Origin of the sequence: Paenibacillus sp. FSL K6-2859 (assembly GCF_038008265.1) — a bacterium.
In the GTDB taxonomy this organism is placed as follows: Bacteria; Bacillota; Bacilli; order Paenibacillales; family Paenibacillaceae; genus Paenibacillus_AQ; species Paenibacillus_AQ nitricinens.
Genome location: NZ_JBBOYU010000001.1, coordinates 5091281 through 5111862, shown reverse-complemented (window position 1 = coordinate 5111862; position 20582 = coordinate 5091281). Strand labels below are relative to the sequence as shown.

The window sequence follows — 20582 nt, the reverse complement described above, 5'->3', positions numbered from 1 at the left end:
GATATTATGAGTATTTATTATGATGACAGCCGCAAGGTATTTCATTTACAGTCTGAGCAATCCAGCTACATTATTGAACTCGTCAGAGGTGAGCTTCCAGCGCATGTTTATTGGGGTCCTAAATTAGAGGGAATAGTGCAAGCGCTGAATTTGGTGGAACGTTGCTCCTTTAGCCCGACCTACACGATGGAGGATAAAAAAATCTCCCTCGACACCCTTCCAAGTGAATTTCCGTCTTATGGAAACGGCGATTTCCGTGAACCCGCGCTTGAGGTTCATTTAGTAGATGGTACGAGCGTTACAAATTTCCTGTATAAGAGCCATAAGATTAATAAAGGAAAACCTGCATTAAAGGGTTTGCCATCCACCTATGTTGAAAACGAAGCAGAAGCAGAGACACTGGAACTGTATCTTCAGGATGACAAAACGGGATTGATTGCTGTATTAAGCTACACTGTATTTAATGATCAGGATGTAATCACACGTTCCGTGCGAATTGAGAATCAGGGTAAGGATAATGTAGTACTGAAACGTGTATTAAGCGCAAATGTCGATTTCCATGATTCGGAATATGACATGTTGCAATTATCTGGGACTTGGACGAGAGAACGCCATATCTATAAAAGACCACTTGTACCTGGTATCCACCGAATTGACAGTAAACGCGGTGCCAGTAGTTCCACGCAGAATCCGTTTATGGCCTTGCTTGCAAAAGATGCAACAGAGGATCATGGTGAAGTATACGGGTTCAGCCTTGTGTACAGTGGAAGCTTTCTTGCGCAAGCGGAAGTGGATCCATACGGGATTTCCAGAGTGGGCATCGGCATTCAACCGTTTAATTTTCAATGGTTGCTTGAACCGGGAGAATCTTTCCAGACTCCTGAGGCAGTGCTGGTAAGATCCAGTCAAGGACTTGGTGGATTATCAAGAACATACCACCGTCTGTATCGGACCCGGTTATGCAGAGGTGAATTCCGTGATCGGAAGCGCCCTATTCTCATCAACAACTGGGAAGCGACCTATTTTAATTTCAACGCAGATAAAATCAAAGAAATTGCTCAAGCAGGCAAAGACCTTGGCCTTGAACTGTTTGTCTTAGATGACGGGTGGTTTGGGAAACGAGACAATGATGATAGCTCCCTCGGAGATTGGGTAGAGGATCGCAACAAGCTTCCGGAAGGTCTCGGAAAACTCGGGAAAGACATTACGGCAATGGGCATGGAATTCGGATTATGGTTCGAACCGGAAATGGTATCGCCAGAAAGCGATCTTTATCGTGAGCATCCGGACTGGTGTCTTCATGTACCAGGTCACACAAGAACGTTAGCTCGCCAGCAGCTTGTACTGGATTTATCCCGTAAGGATGTATGTGATTATATTGTGGATTCGGTTAGCTCTGTGCTGTCATCGGCTCCGATTACTTATGTGAAATGGGATATGAACCGGAATATGACGGAGATTGGATCTGCTCTTCTTCCTGCAGAACGTCAACGCGAAACAGCTCACCGTTATATTCTTGGACTTTATGATGTGCTGGAACGTATCGTCACCCGTTTCCCTCATATTCTGTTCGAAAGCTGCTCTGGCGGTGGCGGACGATATGATCCAGGAATGCTGTACTATATGCCACAGACCTGGACCAGTGATGACTCGGATGCGATTGAAAGATTGAAGATCCAATATGGAACAAGCATGGTGTACCCTGCAAGCTCTATGTGTGCTCACGTATCGGCTGTTCCTAACCATCAGGTGCACCGTATCACCCCATTGGAAACACGAGGTCATGTTGCGATGTCTGGTAACTTCGGCTACGAACTAGATATGACCAAGCTCACTGAAGCTGAACGCGAAGATATCCGTAAGCAGGTTTCTGAGTACAAAGAACTGAGAATGCTGATTCAATTCGGAGATTTCTATCGACTGCTTAGTCCATTTGAAGGCAATCAGACGGCGTGGATGTTTGTTTCGGAGGATAAAAAAGAAGCTTTTGCCACATATTTCAGAGTTCTGGCTGAGCCTAATGCTCCTCTCCGCAGATTGCGGTTGAAAGGACTCGACCCCGCTAAGAATTACAAACTTGAGCTTAATGGTGAAGTGTATAGAGGGGATGAGCTGATGCACTTCGGACTCACTCTTCCACAGCTTGAGGGCGATTTCAAAAGTTTGCTATTTGTACTCAAAGAGGTTTAATAAAAAGAGGAGCAAGCCAAGGGTTTGCTCCTTTTTTATATGAATTAATTTTCGAAAAATACATGTTTGGTGAGGAACGCTAGATCCTGTTCGCGGTAAGTCGAAGGGTTGACCCCAAAATAGGACCGGAAAACCTTTCCGAAATAGCTGGCATTATCAAATCCGGTTTCCGTCGCAATCTGGTTGATACTCAAATCTGTTGTTTTAAGTTTAGAAGCTGCTAACTCAATCCGCCGTCTTTTTAAATACTCAAAGGGTGAAAGATTGATGTTTTTTTGAAACAGTCTGCAAAGATGATGCTTGGAAACGCCAATATGAGCCGCAACATCGTCTAAGCTTAGATTATTATTATGCAAATTATCCTTCATGAATTGAATTGCGGCGTGAAGCTTGTCATTTTTTATATAGGTAGTTAACAAATTTGGTTTCCTGAGATATTTCTCCATGGACAAGATCCACTGAAAGACTTTTCCCGTTAAAAGATGCAAATCTCTTTCTTCATGAACCTGAATGTCCTTGAATGTATTCCACAATAAATCTATTGAAACCGATTCCTGAGGGAGTTCTACAATGGGACCGCAATGAGCAGCGAGCTGGTTCCAAAGTGAAATCGCTAAAGGCCCCCGTAGATTGAGCCATAAAACTTCCCAAGGCTCGGTGCCTTCTTCCGGATAATAGTACCTGTGTATGCTGGGGACAGTCACTAAAAAAGCTTTGCCCTTCGTTAACCGATGAACAACCCCATCTATTTCAATTCTACCTTCTCCCGATAATGTGTACTGAAAAATAACACAACTTCTCTCCGTCCGGTTCTGGCCGTTGAATGAATAGGCAGGTGAATCGAGTAGTTCCCAGCCGATAGAATCAAACAGAAGCATGGAAGCTTCTTCTTCCGAGCGAAAGGTGTAGGAGGAACGGTACATTAGCAACTTTCCTTTCTAAAAAAAGCTTTTGAGAACAGATCAATAATTTACTACTGTTGTTTACTCTATCAAAGTGTAAGCTTTTTTCGTTCTCTGTTCAATCTCTGTTGAATACGCAAGCCTCAGCTCTAAAAAATAAGAGCTGGTGTGGTGGGGGAAATTACCTCACCTTTTTTGTTGCTTAAAATTCCCGATTACGCATATAATACAAACAAGTGTTCTTATTTTTATGGAGGCGATCGCATGCAAATCAGCATCGGCCAAATAATTGAAATTATATATCTGGATAAAGCGAGAAATATCAGCCAGCGAAAAATTGAAATACACAGTATCCGTGACGGCCGCATACGAGCAAGCTGTCTGACTACAGGGACGCCCCGCATGTTCTTGGCAGCAAATATTCTTTCATGGCAACCCGCGCAGGAACAACATCATGCCTAAGAATCGCGTCATTCTACTGTCTGATTGCCAGGCGTTTTACGCCTCTGTGGAGAAAGCTGCCCACCCTGAATATCGAGATAAACCTGTTGCAGTAGGGGATCCAACAAGAATGAACGGGATTGTGCTGGCAGCCTGCCCGCTTGCAAAAGCGAAGGGGGTAACAACGGCCTCGCGTGTAGGTGAAGCTTTAGCAAAATGCCCGGAGCTAATCGTAATAAGGCCCCGCATGGGGACTTACATTAAAGTATCACTCTTGATATCAGAGATTTACCGAACATATACCGATCTGGTAGAACCCTACAGTATCGATGAGCAGTTTCTGGATGTCACAGGATCCCTTGCGTATTTCGGAGGATCGCTGCAGGACATGATTCATAAAATTCAGCACCATGTATTACTTTCGACGGGAGTCTGGACACGGGTAGGTATTGGATCTACTAAGGTTATGGCAAAGATGGCGACAGATAACTACGCCAAGAAGATGAAGGATGGGATATATGAACTTTCTTTTGACCAATTAGAGACGACCCTTTGGAAACTTCCGGTGCAGGATATGTTTATGGTAGCGGCTAGAATGACCAAGAATTTTTGGCGTATGGGTATATCCACAATTGGAGACATTGCGCGAATGGAACTGTCAGAGTTTAAGCAACGAATGCGAACCACCATGGGTAAGCAAAGTGATATTCAAGCGGAATATTATTGGCAAACTGCGCGCGGGCTGGATCCTAGTCCAGTGGTCACAGGAATGCGCCATCAGATCAAATCTGTGGGACACGGCAAGGCTCTTCGCTGGAATTTATACACCCGGCATACAGATATTGAGGTTGTGCTGCTTGAACTCGTCATTGAAGTATGCCAGCGAGCCCGGCGGTATGGTTATATGGGATCGGTAGTTTCTATTTCAGTTTTAGAGACGGACGGAGAGCGTTCAAACGCTTACGAGCGTCAGATGACATTGCCCGAACCGACATCACTAACACACGAAGTAGCTGCTGCTGCGCAAAAATTATTTGCAGACAACTGGTCTGGCCTTCCCGTAGGTCGATTAGCGATTTCCTTGTCTAACCTATCAGATGATAGCGTCATCCAACTTACACTCTTTGATGACAGGGTTCGGGCTTACAACAAAGAACGTGCAATCGATCAAATAAAAGCCCGTTATGGCAGTAAAGCTCTAATCAGAGCTTCATCTATGCTGGAATCCGGTGTTGCCCTAGAAAGAGCTGAACAGATTGGAGGTCACTATAAATGAGTAAACTTGAGGGTAATGAGCGCTGGAAAACGAAAATGATCATGACCGAACATGTTGAGCAGTACGAGGAACAGCAGCGTGTGAACCCAGATAAAATGATAACTATGGAGGAGCGTACGATGGTTCGAGATCTCATTTTGCTTCCCTATATAGATACCATGGTTAGCAAGAGCTTGAAAGAGATCGAGCCCTCCAGCAACATTCTTAAACGCGCCTATTTGATGGCTGGGCAAGCCATTCAACGCCGGATCATGCAGGATACTTATCGGCTGCAAAAAGAGCTGAAACAGCGGAATATCAGGGTGCTGGCAGATGAACAGGAGGAATTCTTGGTGTATTACAAAATCTTTTGCCGGGGATATCAGGAACGCTTTGGATTAACCCGAGATGTTATGCGTACAGAGATAAGCTTAAGGTTGACGAAATACACTGCTGAACTAGGAGCAATATTAAAAGATCACTTGAAATAAAACAAGGCTTTGTCAGGGATTATTACTGGCGTGGTCTTGTTTTATGTGAACCAGAAATTAATCCCGGAGATCTTCTTCTGATGGAATAATCGCCCAGGGATATGATAAGCTCATGTAGAGTTATCATATCCCTAAACAGAGGAGGGAAATCTATGAGCCGTTTGATCACAGGGAACACTTATTATGGATTTCAGGTCGTTAATGAGGAATTTATCCGGGAGAACGAATCCAACGTATTCACGCTGGAGCATCTGAAGAGCGGCGCCAGGCTGCTGTTCGTGCAGAATCAGGATGACAACAAGGTATTTAGCGTAAGCTTCAGGACCCCGCCTGAAGATAGTACGGGGGTCTTTCATATTTTGGAGCATTCCGTATTATGTGGTTCAGAGAAATATCCGGTCAAGGAACCTTTTGTAGAACTACTGAAAGGTTCAATGCAGACGTTCCTGAATGCATTTACGTTTGGGGATAAGACGATGTATCCAGTAGCGAGCCGGAACGATCAGGACTTCTCCAATTTGGTGGAGGTTTATCTGGATAGTGTTTTTCAACCGAATATTTATAAGCAACAAGAAATTTTTGAGCAAGAAGGCTGGCATTACGAGCTTCAGCATCCCGAAGATGAGTTAATCTATAAAGGCGTGGTTTATAACGAGATGAAGGGTTCATATTCCTCGCCGACTACGGTTTTGATGGACCGAATCAAAAAATCATTATATCCGGATACGATTTACCGCCATTCCTCAGGTGGAGATCCACAGGAGATTCCTGCGCTAACGTATGAGCAGTTTCTTAAAGCGCATAGCAATTATTATCATCCGTCCAACAGTTATTTTTATCTCTACGGAGATGTTAATATTGAAGAAAAGCTGCAATTTATAGACCAGGAATATCTCAGTCATTATGAACATAACAGCTTCGATACTTCCATTCCCCTACAACAGCCCATTGGAATGACGGAGCTGGTAGCGGATTATCCGATTCTGGAAGCAGAAGCAGCCACAGACAAAACTTATTTGAGTCTAAATTATGTGATTGGAGAGTCTACAGATCGGGAGCTGAACCTCTCCTTTGATATTTTAAAAAGCATGCTGATGGACAGCAACGCAGCTCCGCTCAAGCAAGCCTTGCTCGAAAGCGGACTGGGCAAAGACGCGTTTGCTTTTTATTCCGACAGTATGGTTCAACCGCTGCTTGGTATTACGCTGACGCATTCCAATGCTTCCTCCAAAGATGCCTTCGTGGAGCTGGTGAAGACTACATTAAAGCGTTTGGCGGAGGACGGACTAGATGAGAAGCTGGTGCTGGCAGCGGTCAACAGTAAGGAATTTGAACTGCGGGAAGCGGACTTTAACCAGTATCCGAAGGGTCTTACTTACAATATCGAAGTGATGAAGTCCTGGCTCTATGACGGTCAGCCGACTACTCACATGCGCTATGAAGAGGTGCTCACGGCCATTCGGGAAAAGCTTGCGGACCGTTATTTTGAGAAGCTGATTGAGGACTATTTACTGAACAGTGATCATTGCAGTGTGGTGGTACTGAACCCGTCCAAGACGATCGCAGCGGAAAAGGAAGCAGCTACTCAGCATCAATTGAATGAATACAAAGCGTCACTGAAACCCGATCAGCTGGAGCAGCTTGTTCTGAGTACACAGCATCTTCTGGCGCGGCAGAGTCATGCGGATGCAGCTGAAGACTTGCAGAAGCTACCGAGCTTGTCTTTACAGGATATTAACCGCAGCGTAGAACCACAGGTGCCGACCCATGAACAAATCCATGAGGGCATTAAGGTGATCCACCATGAGGTAGCTACCCATAAGATTGCTTACTGCAAACTTTATTGGAATACGGATGTTGTAGCTCCTGAACGAATTCCTTATATGGTGCTACTGGCAGAGGTATTGGGCCAAATGGAGACTGCCTCTTACGCTATTAAAGAGCTCACCAGTGAAATCGGGATCAAAACCGGAGGCATATATTTCAGAAATGAGCTGTTTGGCGCTGCAAAAGCTGCGGGGGCGGGTTATCAGCCTAAATTCTCTGCGCTGGTGAAAGTGATGGCGGGGCATATCGGTGAATCACTGGACCTACTGCGAGAGATACTCTATACAAGTGCGCTCGATAATCTGACCAAGCTACAGGAAATTGTCCGCCGGGAAGCCTCGCAGATGGAATCCATTCTGAATCAAAGAGGGAATGAGATTGCGGCTAGCCGTCTGATGTCCTATTTCTCGGATATGGGTGCGTATCAGGAACAACAGGGCGGCGTTACTTATTACCGCTTTATACGGGAGCTTGCCGAGACGTTCGATCAGCAGGGAGCTCAGGTAGCAGACATACTGAAGGGCATTTGTGGGGATTTGTTCAATAAAAACAATCTGATTATCAGCGTGACGGGAACACCTGACTTGTATGAAGAATTCGTCGCTAATGCAGCGAAGCTGGGTATCCAGGATCGACCAGTAGTAAATAGGCCTAAGATTACGGCGCAGGGACATGCGGACAATGAAGGATTCATGTCTTCCAGCCAGGTGCAATATGTGGTTAAGGGATACGACTTCACTAAACTAGGATTCACATATTCAGGGAAAATGCAGGTGCTCAAGAAAATCATGAGTCTTACCTATCTGTGGAATGCCGTGCGTGTGAAGGGTGGTGCGTATGGCGGGAACCTGGTTCTGCGCAGAGATGGGATGATGATGTTCACTTCCTACCGTGATCCGAATTTGCAGGAGACGCTGGAGGTTTATGATCAGGCGTACCGCTTTGTTGAGGGATATGAAGCAGATTCCGACGAGATGACCAAAGCAATTATCGGCACCTTGTCCATGCTGGATCAGCCGCTGAGTCCCAGTGCACAGGGACGGCGGGCGGACAGACATTATTTTGAACAGGTGATAGAGGCCGAGATGCAGCAAGAACGGGATGAAATCTTGTCGACAACACCGGAAGATATCAGACAGTACACCGATTTACTTAAGGCTGTGACGGAACAAAATTATTTCACGGTGGTCGGCAATGCTTCAAAGCTGAAATCGTCAAAAGCATTATTCGGAAGTTTAGAGGAGCTTGTGAAGTAACGCTCTCTAATGACTCCTCTTCAGAACCTGTCTACTCGACAAGGGCTGGAGAGGAGTTTTTTTATGTTGGACTAAAAAACATTTTTACAAGGAATAGTGGCGTAGGGGAATTTTGGAACTGTAGGAGCGTTAGTGACCGCCTTTGTCACCGGATTTCAACTGTGGAGCGGTATACAATCCGGAAATTTGGGGACAACAGCGGCCGGAAGTCCAAACATTCACCATAGTCACGTACTCACCTTGTTGGAAAAAAATTAAAGTGAACTCATTTAGTTAGAACCTTGACAGTTAGGGTTCTAACTATTATGATAATGATGTTACTTAGAGTTCTAACTAATGCGAATGCGGAGGAAATAACAATGAGAAAACCCGTTGAAAACACACCATTTTCTAATTTGATTCGAGAGATCGGGATGAAACTAAAAAGTACAGCTGATGCCAGGCTGAATGAGCTAGGGCTGAATTCTCAGCAAGGACGCATGATTGGCTATATTTTTGAGCATCAAGAAAAAGGTGTGATCCAAAAGGATTTGGCGGAAGTCTTTAATCGAAAAGGAGCGAGTATCACCAGTATGCTTCAAGGGTTAGAAAAGAAAGGCTATATCAAGCGTGTCACACCTGAGAATGATGAACGGCAGAAGAGTATTTTTGTTTTGGAAAAGGGTGCTCTTTTGGTCGAGGAGTTCAATGAGATTTTCTCTGAGGTAGAAGCAAGTATTACAAAAACACTCAGTCCGGAAGAAACAGCAAACTTAAAGTCTTTACTACAAAAAGTTAACTCAAGTCTATAAACGTTCGGAGGATTAATCATGAAAACCGAAGTCTCCAATCAATATTATTTAGAATCGGCGCCGATCAAGAAGGCAATAGCTCATTTATCCATTCCTATGATGATCGGGATGTCTGTAGGTACCATCTATAATGTAATCAATGCTTATTTCATTGGGTTACTTCACAATACTAGTATGCTGACTGCCATTACGCTGGGTCTACCCATTTTCACAGTCTTAATGGCCTTTGGGAATATGCTTGGCGTAGGTGGTGGAACATTTATTACAAGGCTCGTGGGGCAAAAGGATACGGAGAAGGGAAAGAAGGTTGCCGGATACACTTTTTATGGAAGCATTATAGTGGGTATTCTTATTGCTCTACTAGCGATGTTAGCGATGGATCCAATTACGCGATTACTAGGCGCAGATGCTGCTACTCTAGCCTTTACTAAGGCTTATGCTTTGACTCTTTTCGCCGGTGGATTCGTCATTGTGCTTAATTTTGCCTTGGAACAGCTAGTCCGTTCCGAAGGTGCCTCCAAAGAATCGATGTACGGGATCTTCATCAGTACGGCTTTAAGTTTAATTTTCGATCCACTCTTTATTCTTGTGCTGAAGTGGCATGTGGCAGGTGCTGCGTTGGCGATGGTTTTAGCGAATGTGGGTTCCGCGATTTATTATGTGTATTTTTTAGAAACGAAAAGTGAGCATTTAAGGGGATTTTTGAAGCATTTCAAGATATCTGTACGAGATCAATTAGAAGTATACAAAATAGGAGTATCGGAGTTATTGCAATTTAGTTTTGTGATTGTGAGCACGCTTTTGTTAAATAACTTCGCAATTCAATATGGAGAGAATGTGGTTGCTGGATTTGGTGTGGCCTTAAGAATTGTGCAAGTTCCGGAATTTTTATCCATGGGCTTATTCTTAGGTTTGATTCCACTATTTGCATTTAACTTTGCTAGTCAAAATATGGCGAGACTTAAATCAACGATTAAACATGCTTTTGCCTATATCGGAGGCATTGCATTTGTCTTTGTAGGTCTAGTGTTTTTGTTTAGAGGAACGATCTTGCATTTCTTCTCTAATGACCCTTCCGTGTTAAGTATGGGAACTTATATTTTGGTAGCCATGTTAATCTCTGCTTTATTTAATGGTTTTACAGGTTTGTTTATGAGTGTTTTTCAAGCGACCGGACAGGGGATACCAACTAACATTATGGCCATCACACAAGGCGTATTGTTTATCCCTATGATTATCGTGTTACATTCTGTCTTTGGACTTCATGGCGTGATCTGGTCAATGACCATAACAGAAGTTATAACGAGCTTGATGGGTGTCATCTTGTTTATCATTTTTAGTAAAAAGCTTAAAAGCACGGGTGGGGATGGAAAAGATATTGTAGAGGTTGCGTCGGTGTAACAAAAGCTTTGCTTTACGTAAAAGCATAGAAATATAGTGGATGGCGGGAGCGTGGCTCGCGCTTTTTTTGCAAATATAAAAAAGTATAAGTTTTACAATATACTTTATGTCTTATATTTCTCGTATAAACACCTTTGGCGTCCTTATAAGGACGCTAAAGGTGTTTATACTTGGTTATCTAGAAGGTTTCATGACCGAAGGATCGGTAAAATTAGTTCCAAAATGAACAATTATAGTTCTTATGATCAATGCTTACTTTTTCTACAATTAGGGATAAGTAAAGGAGGAGAATTATGATACGAAAATTTCATCTTAAAATGGATACGCGCGAAGCGATCGCTGGGTATTTATTCGTCACTCCACTAATGTTGGGGCTGATCATCTTGACCTTGATCCCTGTCCTGGGTTCACTATTATTAAGCTTCACGAACTGGAACTTTGTAGCTGGTCTAGGGGGGATTAAGTTCGCGGGTTTCGATAATTTCATAAGGCTGTTTCATGATGATGCCTTTATGAAAAGCTTGCTGAACAATTTGCTCTTTATTATTACAGTACCGGTTACGATCATCGTTGCTCTGCTGTTAGCTATCCTGATTGATAAACAGGTTTTCCTGAAGGATTTATTTAAAGTGATTTACTTCCTTCCCTACATTTCCAGTGTAGTTGCCATCGCTATGGTTTGGCAGGTTATGTTTCATCCTTCCCTAGGGCCTGTCAATCAATTTCTGATGTCGCTGGGATGGGATTCTCCACCCAAATGGCTGGCTGATATCCATTATGCGCTGCCGTCGCTGATGATGATCCAGATTTGGATTCAGCTCGGGTACAACATTATTATTTTTATCGCGGGTTTACAGAGTATTCCGAAGGATCTTTATGAAGCGGCTGATATTGACGGTGCCAATGTCTGGCGGAAATTCCGCAATATCACGGTTCCCTGCATTTCGCCAACTACCTTTTTCCTGCTGGTTACAGGGGTCATCGGCTCCTTTAAAATCTTTGATCTCATACAAGTACTGACACAGGGCGGACCGGCTAACTCCACGACCGTTATTGTCTATGAGCTGTATGACACTGCCTTCAATCAATTGAAGACGGGTTATGCTTCTAGCATGGCACTTGTCCTGTTCCTCATCTGCCTGATCATTACAGCCCTGCAGATGTTAGCGCAAAAAAAATGGGTCAATTATTAAAGGCGGAAAGGAGAAATTACAGTGAGAAAAGAGCTTCTATCCAGAACCATCTGGACAATCGCAATGGGACTGCTAGGTATCGCATTTCTTTTACCCTTTCTATGGATGTTATCCACTTCCTTTAAACTGGAGAAAGATGTGTTTAATTTTCCAATAGAATGGTTGCCTCAGCAGTGGAATCTTATTGAAAATTACAAACAGGTTTGGTCCGGTGATTTCGCTCGTTATTACGGAAATTCCATTTATATTACGTTGGCTACGACTATAATTAATGTGCTGATATGCGCATTGGCGGCTTACGGGTTCTCCAAGCTGCGTTTTCCGGGTAGAGATGCAATGTTTATAGTTGTATTGGCCCTTTACATGGTTCCTCCACAGGCTTCGCTGGTTCCGCAGTTTCTGCTGTTTAACTGGTTGAATCTGATTGATACACATTTAGGGTTGATCTTAATTAACAGTTTTAGTATTATTGGTGCGTTTATGCTCAAGCAATTTTTTATGGGGGTAAACAACGAGTATCTTGAATCCGCGCGGATAGATGGAGCAGGTCATTTTCGTTCGTTTCTACAAATTGCCTTTCCGCTGATCCGTCCTGCTGTTGCTACTTATGCTATTCTACGTTTTATCTGGACCTGGAACGACTATCAGTATCCACTCATTTTTTTGAAGTCTAAAGAACTGTTTACTATTCAGTTAGGTATTCGGTTGTTTGGGGACCAATACGGGGATGTCTATTCCCTTATGATGGCTGGTGCGGTGTCCGCAATACTGCCGCTGCTGATTATTTTTGCTCTTGGTCAGAAGCAGGTTATTGAGGGGATTGCCCTCGGCGGTGTGAAAGGATAATAAAAGTCAAAATAGTTTCTCTTCGGTAGAATATGAGAACTTTCCTCATCTATCCTGCATGTTAGGATGTTCTTGTAAGCAGTTACATAGCACTAGCTGTAAGACGAGGTATGCCCAACACATTTATAGGAGGGTCTATATGAAAAAGAAATTATTATCCGTGCTTATGATCTCATCAATGGCGTTGTCACTCACCGCATGCGGTGGAAATGCGAAAACAAATAATGCAGGAGCGACAAATGCGCCTGACACTGGTGGAAATAAGGAGCCTGCAGCAGAGAAGGTTACGCTGAAGCTGAGCACCTGGCAGACAGAAGCTAAAGCGAAGTGGAGCACGATTATTGCGGAGTTTGAGAAGGCGCATCCCGACATTCATGTAGAAGTGGATCTGCTAAATGAAAAAGGCGACTCTGTTGCCTCCATGCAGAAGCTGGATTTGATGGCCGCTGCAAGTGACCCGCTGGATATTGTCGAATTGCCGTATACCAACTATTCGCAGCGTGCAGATATCGGTGTGTTAGCACCGATGGACGAATATATTCAGAAAGAAGGGTATAAGCTCTCCGATGAATATCTAGTGGATACTACGGTCAATGGCAAAGTCTATGCGTTACCGTCATCTATGCAGCGCTGGTTCGTGCTTCTTAACAAAGAAATGCTAGATGAGGCGGGCCTGCCGGTTCCGACCGACTGGACTTGGGCGGATTTCGAAGAGTATGCCAAGAAATTGACTAAGGGTGAGGGTGCAACGAAGCGTTTTGGCGCATATCTGCATAATTGGCCGGATTATTTCCAGCTCCAGCTAATGAGTAAACCAGAGGATAATACTTTCCTGAAATCTGACGGAACCTCCAATGCCCTGGACCCGCAATTTAAGGCTAATCTGCAGATGATGAAGAAAATGATGTACGAAGATAAGAGTGCTACTCCTTACGAGGATATTATTTCGCAGAAGCTTGCCTACCGGAATCAGTATTTTAACGGTTTAGCAGCGATGCTTCCGATGGGTGACTGGATGGTTGCGGAATCGGGTGGAACGGATGCCATTCCAGCAACTTTCGTTACCGCGTTTGCGCCGATCCCTCGACTGGATAGTGAGAGCAAACATTACTCACCTGTTCAGCCAACCTATATGGGGATAGCTGCTAAATCCAAGCATAAGGAAGCTGCTTACACCTTTGTACGCTGGTATACCTCAGAAGGGCTGGAAATCGGCGGACGTGTCTTCTCTGGCTGGGCGAAATCGGACACGAACAAATTGGTCGATACGATTGTAAGTGGTTCTAAGGATCCATCTAAGATAGATGTTGATTCATTGAAATTTACAATGGAGAACTCGAATCCTGGTGCGACGCAAGTTCCGGCTAAATATGCGGATGAAGCTAAGAACAACGTTATTCCAGAAGCGGAGATGTATCTCCTTGGCCAACAGGATCTGGATGTCACTGTTACCAATATCGATAAGAAAATTTCGGAGGTCGTTCAGAACAACAGCGGAAAGTAGGCGGAGACTGATTGTACGCTTCCCCAAGGGGGCTTATAATGTGGGGGCAGGAAAGCATCTCTGCCTCCTGCTCCAAATTTAAAACAGATATGGGGCCTGTCATCCGTGTTTAGAAAGCATCAATCACTTCGAATGAAACTTGTCTGGTCTTCAATGATCTGCGTACTGATCCCGCTAGTCTGCATTTACATGGTTACAGATTACTTAACCCGGGATCTGATTCTGGAGAAGGCCGTTGGCAGCGCAAGAGAGTCTCTCAATGCGTCCAGTGCCAATATGAATGCCATTTTTGAACAAACGCTGGAGCAGTCCAATTTTGTGCTTCAGAACAGCGAAATTAGGCAGATGATGTCTGCTGATCCAGAGACACTCCGTTCAGCGAAGCATATCATCCAGTATAACCGTATGTCACGGATGCTGGATGATATGTTCGTTCTGACAGAATATTTGAAAGTAACGCTAATCGGAAAGAATGGATTTATTTATACCAGCTATCCTTATAGTGACTTTAATCCTTCAACCTTTTATAACGAGCAGTGGATGTCGCTTCTGAAAAAAATTCAACCTATCTCGACCTATTGGAAAGCGGAACACGATACTTACTATAATTACTCGGATAAGAGTTCAGTGGATTGGGTAACCATTGCAAGACCCATTCAATCAACCTCCAGCAGCACGATCGGATATATGATTATCAACATCAATGAGCGCAAACTCCGCCCTTACCTGAACAATGACAATGGCAAAGAGATGATGCTTTTGGATGACAAGGGAACTGTAGTCTCGCATGCTGACAAGGCCCGAATAGGTGAAACGATGACGTGGCGGAAAAAGGATGGCGAGCTTGATACTGTCGAAATTAACGGGGAGAAATTCTTATATGTAGACCAGGAACTGAGCAGTAACAAATGGCGGATGGTAAGCATTATTCCATTGAAGGATGCCTTATCGAAGAATAAGCAGATTTTATTTATCAGCTTAGCCGTGCAAATTCTATTCTTTACCTTGTTTTCCGTTCTCTTAACTGTTCTAATCTCTAAGCTGACTCAGCCCATCGTGAAATTAAGTGCTTTTGTAAAGCGAATAGGCCGTGGTCAATTGGATGAACGTTCACTAATCCGTGGGAATAATGAGGCGGCACAGCTGGCCCGTACCATTGACCAAATGCTAGATCGAATCGAGTCCATGATTGAACAGATCACCTATGAGCAAACAGGAAAAAGAAAAGCTGAACTGGAAATGCTGCAGGCACAGATCAATCCGCACTTTATGTTTAATCTGTTGAATTCGATCCGGTTAAATATTCTGATGCAAGGAGACAAGGAGAACGCCGAGTTAATTGGTTCGTTGTCGTCTTTGCTCCGTATGACCTTTAACAGAGACAATGAGTTTATCCCGCTTCGTGAGGAGACAGATACGATATCTCATTATGTGACTTTGATGAATTTTCGCCATGCCAATCAGGTCAGGCTGGAAATGGATTTAGCAGATGGAACTGCTGAAGCACTGGTGCCTCGGTTTATGATTCAGCCTATGATCGAGAATGCGATCATCCATGGTTTCGAGCAATTTGGTGGTGAGATCTTTATTGAAGCTCATATTGTGGCAACTTCGGGAATGCTGGTTATCACGATTAAGGATAATGGCATCGGCATGTCGGCGGAGAATTTAACAAGACTTCGTGAAACCGCATACAGCAGCGAACAAATTGCAGATGAGGACAGAAGAGGGTTCTCCGGCATAGGCTTACGCAATGTGGCCCAACGCCTCAGTATGATTTACGGCGCTGCTTTCAAGCTGAATATTCAAAGCGAACCTGATGTGGGGACGGAGATTTGTTTGGAGTTTCCTCTGGATGATGGAAAGGTGGGTGTGGTGAATGCTGACGGCAATTTTGGTGGATGATGACTATCCGGTGATCCGTTATTTGTCGCAGGCTGTGCCTTGGAGTGAGCTCGGGATTGAACTCATCGGGTGTTATTATAGCGGTCTCGAGGCTTGGGAAAAAGCACAGCAGAATCCACCGGATCTGATTATTACCGATATTGGAATGCCCAAGATGAACGGACTAGAGATGCTTGAGAAATTCAGAGCGGTGAACCCTGGAATCCGTGCGATCATTCTCTCCTGCCACAACGAATTCAAGTACGCTCAGCAGGCACTTAAGCTTAACGTGGGGGAATATATTTTAAAGGAATCTCTGGATATCGATCAGCTGCAGCATGCCCTTAGAACCCTTGTAACGGAAGTGGGCCTGAACAGGCAGCGGCATACGGAGATGCTGGTATATAAGCAAAAACAGTCTCAAAACCGCGCCGCGCTGAAGGAAAAGTTTCTAAAAGATACCTTGTACCAGTCCTGGGACAAGGAGGCTTGGATCGAGCAAGCCCGGTCAAACGGAATTATGATCCATGCTAAGAACTATATTCCGGTGCTTATTGTGATTAACCGCCCTGAGGAAGTTTCGAGGGTACGCCGAATGAGTGAATATACGATTTCTTTTGCAGTTGAGAATATCATGCAGGAAGTGCTTGAGGCTGATCACAGTCTGTTTATTTCGAGATATAGTCATAAGGAAATTGTCATTCTTTTTTGCAGTGACAAGCCTTCTAAAGACCACCAAGTGATCTATCATTCAATGCAAAATGCAGCTGCAGCCGTGCAAAAATATCTTAAGCTGTCTGTCTCCTGCCTATTTGGCGCTGAGGCGCGCAGTCCTGAAGAAATTCGTGGGACATTACAGCGGATGCTAAGGGAGAAGACCCAACGCTTTTATCTGCCAACAGCAGGAATTCACCGTTTTGAAGAGATTTGCTTTTCAAAGGAAGATATTTATGCCCAATATGGAAGCATTTACGCTGTTATCAATGATGATATTGCCTTGAACAGGGAAATAGAGCTTCGTGTTCATATCAAGGAATGGAGAGAATGGGTGGCCTCGCAAAAGTTCCATCCCAATGAAGTTAAGGAATGTGTGCTTCGCTTGCTGATGGACTTGCAAATGAAGACGAAACAGCTGTTGCAATCTCCATTGCCTATGGCTGAAGAGAAGCTGTTTAATGTGGTGGGTGACATTGAAACCCTGGAGCATTTGGAAGATTGGCTGGTTCAGTACTTGGAGGAATTAGCACGGAAAATAAGTATGTTCTCCATCAAGTCCAAACGGAGTGAGGTCATCAAAGCCCAGCAGTTCGTGATTAGTCATGTAACGGAGAAAATAACGCTAGAGGACATGGCAGGACGCTTGAACTTGAATGCCAGCTATTTCAGTCGCCTCTTCAAAAGGGAAACGAACCAGAATTTCATTGAATATGTAAATATGCTAAAGCTTCAGAAGGCAAAAGAACTGCTTAATCAGTCTGGAAAGACTGTAGAAGAGATTTCCGAATATCTGGGATATGCGAACAAAAGTTATTTCATCAAGCTGTTTAAGCGAGAAATGGGCATGCGGCCTAGTGAATATGCGGCTTGGCATTGAGTTTGGATTGGGAGGGACCATTACTGTGGAACTGAAGGGTACTAAAAATGAATTACAGCTGTTCTTAAATGATCTGTATGCTCCGCTAGAGCAACGATTTACTGCTGGTCATGCAGGAATCGAGATGGGAGCTACAGGATCTATATATAATGAAGCGACTGCGCTTATGGAAGCCTTTGCCCGTCCTTTATGGGGGCTTGTTCCCCATGCCAGCGGTGGAGGAGAAAGTGCGCTCTGGCCGATGTTTCTAGAGGGGATCATTAACGGGACTGACCCGGAGCATGAAGAATATTGGGGTGAATTCTCGACCAAAGACCAGCGTATGGTGGAACAAGCCGTCCTGGGACTGGGGCTTGCTCTTGCGCCGCATAAGCTGTGGGAACCATTGAGTGATGTTCAGAAAATGCAGGTATATAACTGGTTGAACCAGATCAATCATGTGGATCGCTCGAATCCGAATAACTGGCTGATGTTCACGGTTCTTGTCAATGTGGGCTTTAAGAAAGTCGGATTGCCCTACGATCAAGAGATCATGGATGATTATCTGGAGAAGATTGACACCTACTACTTGAGTGATGGATGGTATTCCGATGGGCTGACCGATCAGAGAGACTATTATATTGCTTTTGCTATGCATTATTATACGCTGATATATGCTAAATTGATGGCGGAGGATGATCCTCAGAGGGCTGCAGTTTACCGGGAAAGATCCGCGCAATTTGCCAAGGATTTTATGTATTGGTTTGCTGAGGACGGAAGTGCGATTCCTTTCGGACGTAGTCTGACCTATCGTTTTGCACAGGTCTCTTTCTGGAGTGCGCTGGTGTATGCCGAGGTGCTTCCTTTCTCATATGGCGTTCTCAAAGGAATTATAATGCGTCATTTTCGTTGGTGGTTTGAGAAGCCTATTGTGGGAATAGACGGATTACTAAGTATCGGATATGCTTACCCGAATCTGGTAATGACGGAGAACTACAATGCCCCCGGATCACCGTATTGGGCCTTTAAAGCTAATCTCATTCTAGCCTTGCCGGACGATCATCCTTTCTGGCAGGCAGAGGAAGAGCCGCTACCTGAATTGAAAGAGCTACGGGCTCTCCAAGAGGCGCGTATGCTGGTGAGTCGTCCGGAAGGAAATAAGCATGTTATTGCCTATACCTCTGGTCAGATGGCGAACTTTGATATGGCCCATAGCGCAGCTAAATATTCCAAGTTTGCTTACTCTACGCTGTTCGGCTTTAGTGTACCGAAGGCGGGTTACGGGTTGGTTCAAGGCGCTTACGACTCTACGCTGGCACTGTGCGAATGCGATGAACATTACCGGGTACGCAGATTTTGTGAAATGTGGGAAATTGGAGAGCGTTATGTATATTCCCGCTGGCATCCCTGGAGTGATGTACAAGTGGAGACATGGATTATTCCGGCAGGTTTATGGCATGTCCGTATTCACAGCATTCATAGTGCTCGGCATCTAGATCTAGCAGAAGGTGGATTTGCTATTGGCCAGTCTGCTGGCTTCTCACGTAGTGAACGGGAAAGCATTAATGTAACTAACACGGCCGTTTCCGTGCAAATGCCTTGGGGAATAAGTGCTATACATATGCTAAACGGCTTTGACCGGGCAGAGTGCGTGTATCCTGAACCCAATACCAACCTGCTGAAGCCGCGGACACTTCTTCCTAGCTTGTGTACTCGATTGGAGCCCGGAGATCAGGTATTGATGTCTGCTGTCTTCGGAGCAACGAATACGCCAGAGAACCAGTCAGCACTAGCTTTGCCACCAATTATTAAGCAGCATTCGGATGGAAGGATTTCTGTATACGATTCCTGTAACGGTGAACTGCTCTATACTGCTGACTTATCGGAAAGGAGAAACAAAGATGTGGAATAAGGCGATTGAGGATGCGATTCACAAAATTAAGAGAAATATTGCTAACCATCCGGGCAAACTGCCTCATATAGCAGAGGGACAACAGTACGAATGGGGAGACAATGATGATTGGATAGAAGGATTTTATGTAGGGATGATGTGGCTTGCTTATGAATATAGCAAAGATCCAAGCTATAAGGAGGCGGCAGCCTCTTGGTTAGGTGACTTCAAGCATCGTTTGGATCATCATATTGCGTTGGATCATCATGATATAGGTTTCTTATATTCACTTACTGCTGTAGCGGAGTGGAAAATAACAGGCAGCGAAGCGGCACGGGCTGTCGGTCTACAAGCTGCGGATACGCTATGCAAGCGCTGGCGTGAACCAGCCGGGATTCTTCAGGCATGGGGCTTGGAGAATGACCCGGAAAATGCGGGACGCATTATTATTGATTGCTTGATGAATTTGCCGCTGCTGTTCTGGGCGACAGAGGAAACGGGGGACAATCGCTATTATGATATAGCTCTCCAGCATGCGCTAAAGAGTCAGAAATTTCTTGTGCGCGGCGATGCTTCCTCTTACCATACGTTTTATTTTGATCCGGTCACTGGAAATGCAATTCGTGGAGGAACACATCAAGGCTATGAGGATGGGTCGACTTGGACACGGGGGCAAGCCTGGGGAATATATGGATTTGCTCTAGCTTATCGTTATACACGAGAGGAAGACTTTCTTAATACCTCTAAAAGTCTGGCCCATTACTTTATCAGCCATCTTCCAGAGGATAATGTGGCGTATTGGGATTTTGATGTGCCAGTGGAAGCGGGTACGCCTCGCGACAGCTCGGCTTCGGCCATTGCGGCTTCCGGTCTAATAGAGCTGTTGGATCTTCTAGATGCAGATGACCCGGACCGTGCTGTTTATGAAGATGCCTTACTCCGCAGCATGAAATCCTTGGTGGAACATTATGCGACCTCTGGAAATCCGGAGGCGGAGGGGCTTCTAAAGCATGGTTCTTATCATGTCAGAGGTGGACGTGTGCCGGATGGTCACATGATTTGGGGAGACTATTATTATTTGGAAGCACTGATCCGTATGCAGACCGGAATCCGCGGGTATTGGTAGTAGAAGAATGG

The 20582-nt window shown here is 44.6% G+C and carries 15 protein-coding genes; 14 read left to right on the top strand and 1 reads right to left on the bottom strand.

Annotated features, from left to right (window positions below; translation table 11 throughout):
- Positions 1–6: 6 nt before the first annotated feature.
- Entirely contained in the window at positions 7–2190 is a 2184-nt protein-coding gene (locus tag MHB64_RS22945; protein ID WP_341135438.1) for an alpha-galactosidase, read from the top strand.
- A gap of 44 nt (positions 2191–2234) precedes the next feature.
- On the opposite strand, the gene MHB64_RS22940 is transcribed toward MHB64_RS22945, so the two are convergent.
- Positions 2235–3113, bottom strand: a complete 879-nt coding sequence (locus MHB64_RS22940) for a helix-turn-helix transcriptional regulator (RefSeq protein WP_094869478.1) — start codon at positions 3111–3113, stop codon at positions 2235–2237.
- 243 nt (positions 3114–3356) lie between these two features.
- On the opposite strand from MHB64_RS22940, the gene MHB64_RS22935 reads away from it, so the two are divergent.
- The 13 genes from MHB64_RS22935 (at position 3357) to MHB64_RS22875 (ending at position 20571) form a co-directional block, all read left to right on the top strand.
- Positions 3357–3554 (top strand): hypothetical protein, encoded by a 198-nt coding sequence (locus MHB64_RS22935; RefSeq protein ID WP_341135437.1) that lies wholly within the window; start codon positions 3357–3359, stop codon positions 3552–3554.
- Entirely contained in the window at positions 3547–4809 is a 1263-nt protein-coding gene (locus MHB64_RS22930; RefSeq protein ID WP_094869476.1) for a DNA polymerase IV, read from the top strand. Before MHB64_RS22935 ends, MHB64_RS22930 begins: the two co-directional genes overlap by 8 nt.
- Entirely contained in the window at positions 4806–5279 is a 474-nt protein-coding gene (locus tag MHB64_RS22925; protein WP_094869475.1) for a hypothetical protein, read from the top strand. The genes MHB64_RS22930 and MHB64_RS22925 overlap by 4 nt, the downstream gene beginning before the upstream one ends.
- 152 nt (positions 5280–5431) lie before the next feature.
- Positions 5432–8362 (top strand): insulinase family protein, encoded by a 2931-nt coding sequence (locus MHB64_RS22920; RefSeq protein WP_341135436.1) that lies wholly within the window; start codon positions 5432–5434, stop codon positions 8360–8362.
- 359 nt (positions 8363–8721) lie between these two features.
- On the top strand, positions 8722–9153 hold the full coding sequence (locus MHB64_RS22915) for a MarR family winged helix-turn-helix transcriptional regulator (RefSeq protein WP_341135435.1): 432 nt from the start codon (positions 8722–8724) through the stop codon (positions 9151–9153).
- A gap of 18 nt (positions 9154–9171) precedes the next feature.
- Positions 9172–10554 (top strand): MATE family efflux transporter, encoded by a 1383-nt coding sequence (locus MHB64_RS22910; RefSeq protein WP_341135434.1) that lies wholly within the window; start codon positions 9172–9174, stop codon positions 10552–10554.
- A gap of 293 nt (positions 10555–10847) precedes the next feature.
- Entirely contained in the window at positions 10848–11747 is a 900-nt protein-coding gene (locus tag MHB64_RS22905) for a carbohydrate ABC transporter permease (protein WP_094869471.1), read from the top strand.
- A gap of 63 nt (positions 11748–11810) precedes the next feature.
- On the top strand, positions 11811–12593 hold the full coding sequence (locus MHB64_RS22900) for a carbohydrate ABC transporter permease (protein ID WP_094869525.1): 783 nt from the start codon (positions 11811–11813) through the stop codon (positions 12591–12593).
- A 139-nt stretch (positions 12594–12732) separates the two neighbouring features.
- The gene (locus MHB64_RS22895; RefSeq protein WP_094869470.1) at positions 12733–14097 is read left to right on the top strand and encodes an ABC transporter substrate-binding protein; all 1365 of its coding nucleotides are present in this window, start codon (positions 12733–12735) and stop codon (positions 14095–14097) included.
- 132 nt (positions 14098–14229) lie between these two features.
- Positions 14230–16002, top strand: coding sequence for a cache domain-containing sensor histidine kinase (locus tag MHB64_RS22890; RefSeq protein ID WP_094876952.1), 1773 nt, complete (start codon positions 14230–14232; stop codon positions 16000–16002).
- Complete coding sequence (locus tag MHB64_RS22885; protein WP_094869469.1) at positions 15977–17575, top strand: response regulator transcription factor; 1599 nt, start codon at positions 15977–15979, stop codon at positions 17573–17575. Before MHB64_RS22890 ends, MHB64_RS22885 begins: the two co-directional genes overlap by 26 nt.
- Positions 17496–19466, top strand: coding sequence for a DUF2264 domain-containing protein (locus MHB64_RS22880; protein ID WP_341135433.1), 1971 nt, complete (start codon positions 17496–17498; stop codon positions 19464–19466). Before MHB64_RS22885 ends, MHB64_RS22880 begins: the two co-directional genes overlap by 80 nt.
- Positions 19456–20571 (top strand): glycoside hydrolase family 88 protein, encoded by a 1116-nt coding sequence (locus MHB64_RS22875; RefSeq protein ID WP_341135432.1) that lies wholly within the window; start codon positions 19456–19458, stop codon positions 20569–20571. The genes MHB64_RS22880 and MHB64_RS22875 overlap by 11 nt, the downstream gene beginning before the upstream one ends.
- The last annotated feature ends 11 nt before the right edge of the window (positions 20572–20582 follow it).

Excerpts from the sequence above, each read along its gene's own strand:
- MHB64_RS22945 (WP_341135438.1), top strand. The coding sequence starts at position 7 with ATGAGTATTTATTATGATGACAGCCGCAAGGTATTTCATTTACAGTCT.
- MHB64_RS22940 (WP_094869478.1), bottom strand. The coding sequence starts at position 3,113 with ATGTACCGTTCCTCCTACACCTTTCGCTCGGAAGAAGAAGCTTCCATG.
- MHB64_RS22935 (WP_341135437.1), top strand. The coding sequence starts at position 3,357 with ATGCAAATCAGCATCGGCCAAATAATTGAAATTATATATCTGGATAAA.
- MHB64_RS22930 (WP_094869476.1), top strand. The coding sequence starts at position 3,547 with ATGCCTAAGAATCGCGTCATTCTACTGTCTGATTGCCAGGCGTTTTAC.
- MHB64_RS22925 (WP_094869475.1), top strand. The coding sequence starts at position 4,806 with ATGAGTAAACTTGAGGGTAATGAGCGCTGGAAAACGAAAATGATCATG.
- MHB64_RS22920 (WP_341135436.1), top strand. The coding sequence starts at position 5,432 with ATGAGCCGTTTGATCACAGGGAACACTTATTATGGATTTCAGGTCGTT.
- MHB64_RS22915 (WP_341135435.1), top strand. The coding sequence starts at position 8,722 with ATGAGAAAACCCGTTGAAAACACACCATTTTCTAATTTGATTCGAGAG.
- MHB64_RS22910 (WP_341135434.1), top strand. The coding sequence starts at position 9,172 with ATGAAAACCGAAGTCTCCAATCAATATTATTTAGAATCGGCGCCGATC.
- MHB64_RS22905 (WP_094869471.1), top strand. The coding sequence starts at position 10,848 with ATGATACGAAAATTTCATCTTAAAATGGATACGCGCGAAGCGATCGCT.
- MHB64_RS22900 (WP_094869525.1), top strand. The coding sequence starts at position 11,811 with ATGGGACTGCTAGGTATCGCATTTCTTTTACCCTTTCTATGGATGTTA.
- MHB64_RS22895 (WP_094869470.1), top strand. The coding sequence starts at position 12,733 with ATGAAAAAGAAATTATTATCCGTGCTTATGATCTCATCAATGGCGTTG.
- MHB64_RS22890 (WP_094876952.1), top strand. The coding sequence starts at position 14,230 with ATGAAACTTGTCTGGTCTTCAATGATCTGCGTACTGATCCCGCTAGTC.
- MHB64_RS22885 (WP_094869469.1), top strand. The coding sequence starts at position 15,977 with ATGCTGACGGCAATTTTGGTGGATGATGACTATCCGGTGATCCGTTAT.
- MHB64_RS22880 (WP_341135433.1), top strand. The coding sequence starts at position 17,496 with ATGCGAACAAAAGTTATTTCATCAAGCTGTTTAAGCGAGAAATGGGCA.
- MHB64_RS22875 (WP_341135432.1), top strand. The coding sequence starts at position 19,456 with ATGTGGAATAAGGCGATTGAGGATGCGATTCACAAAATTAAGAGAAAT.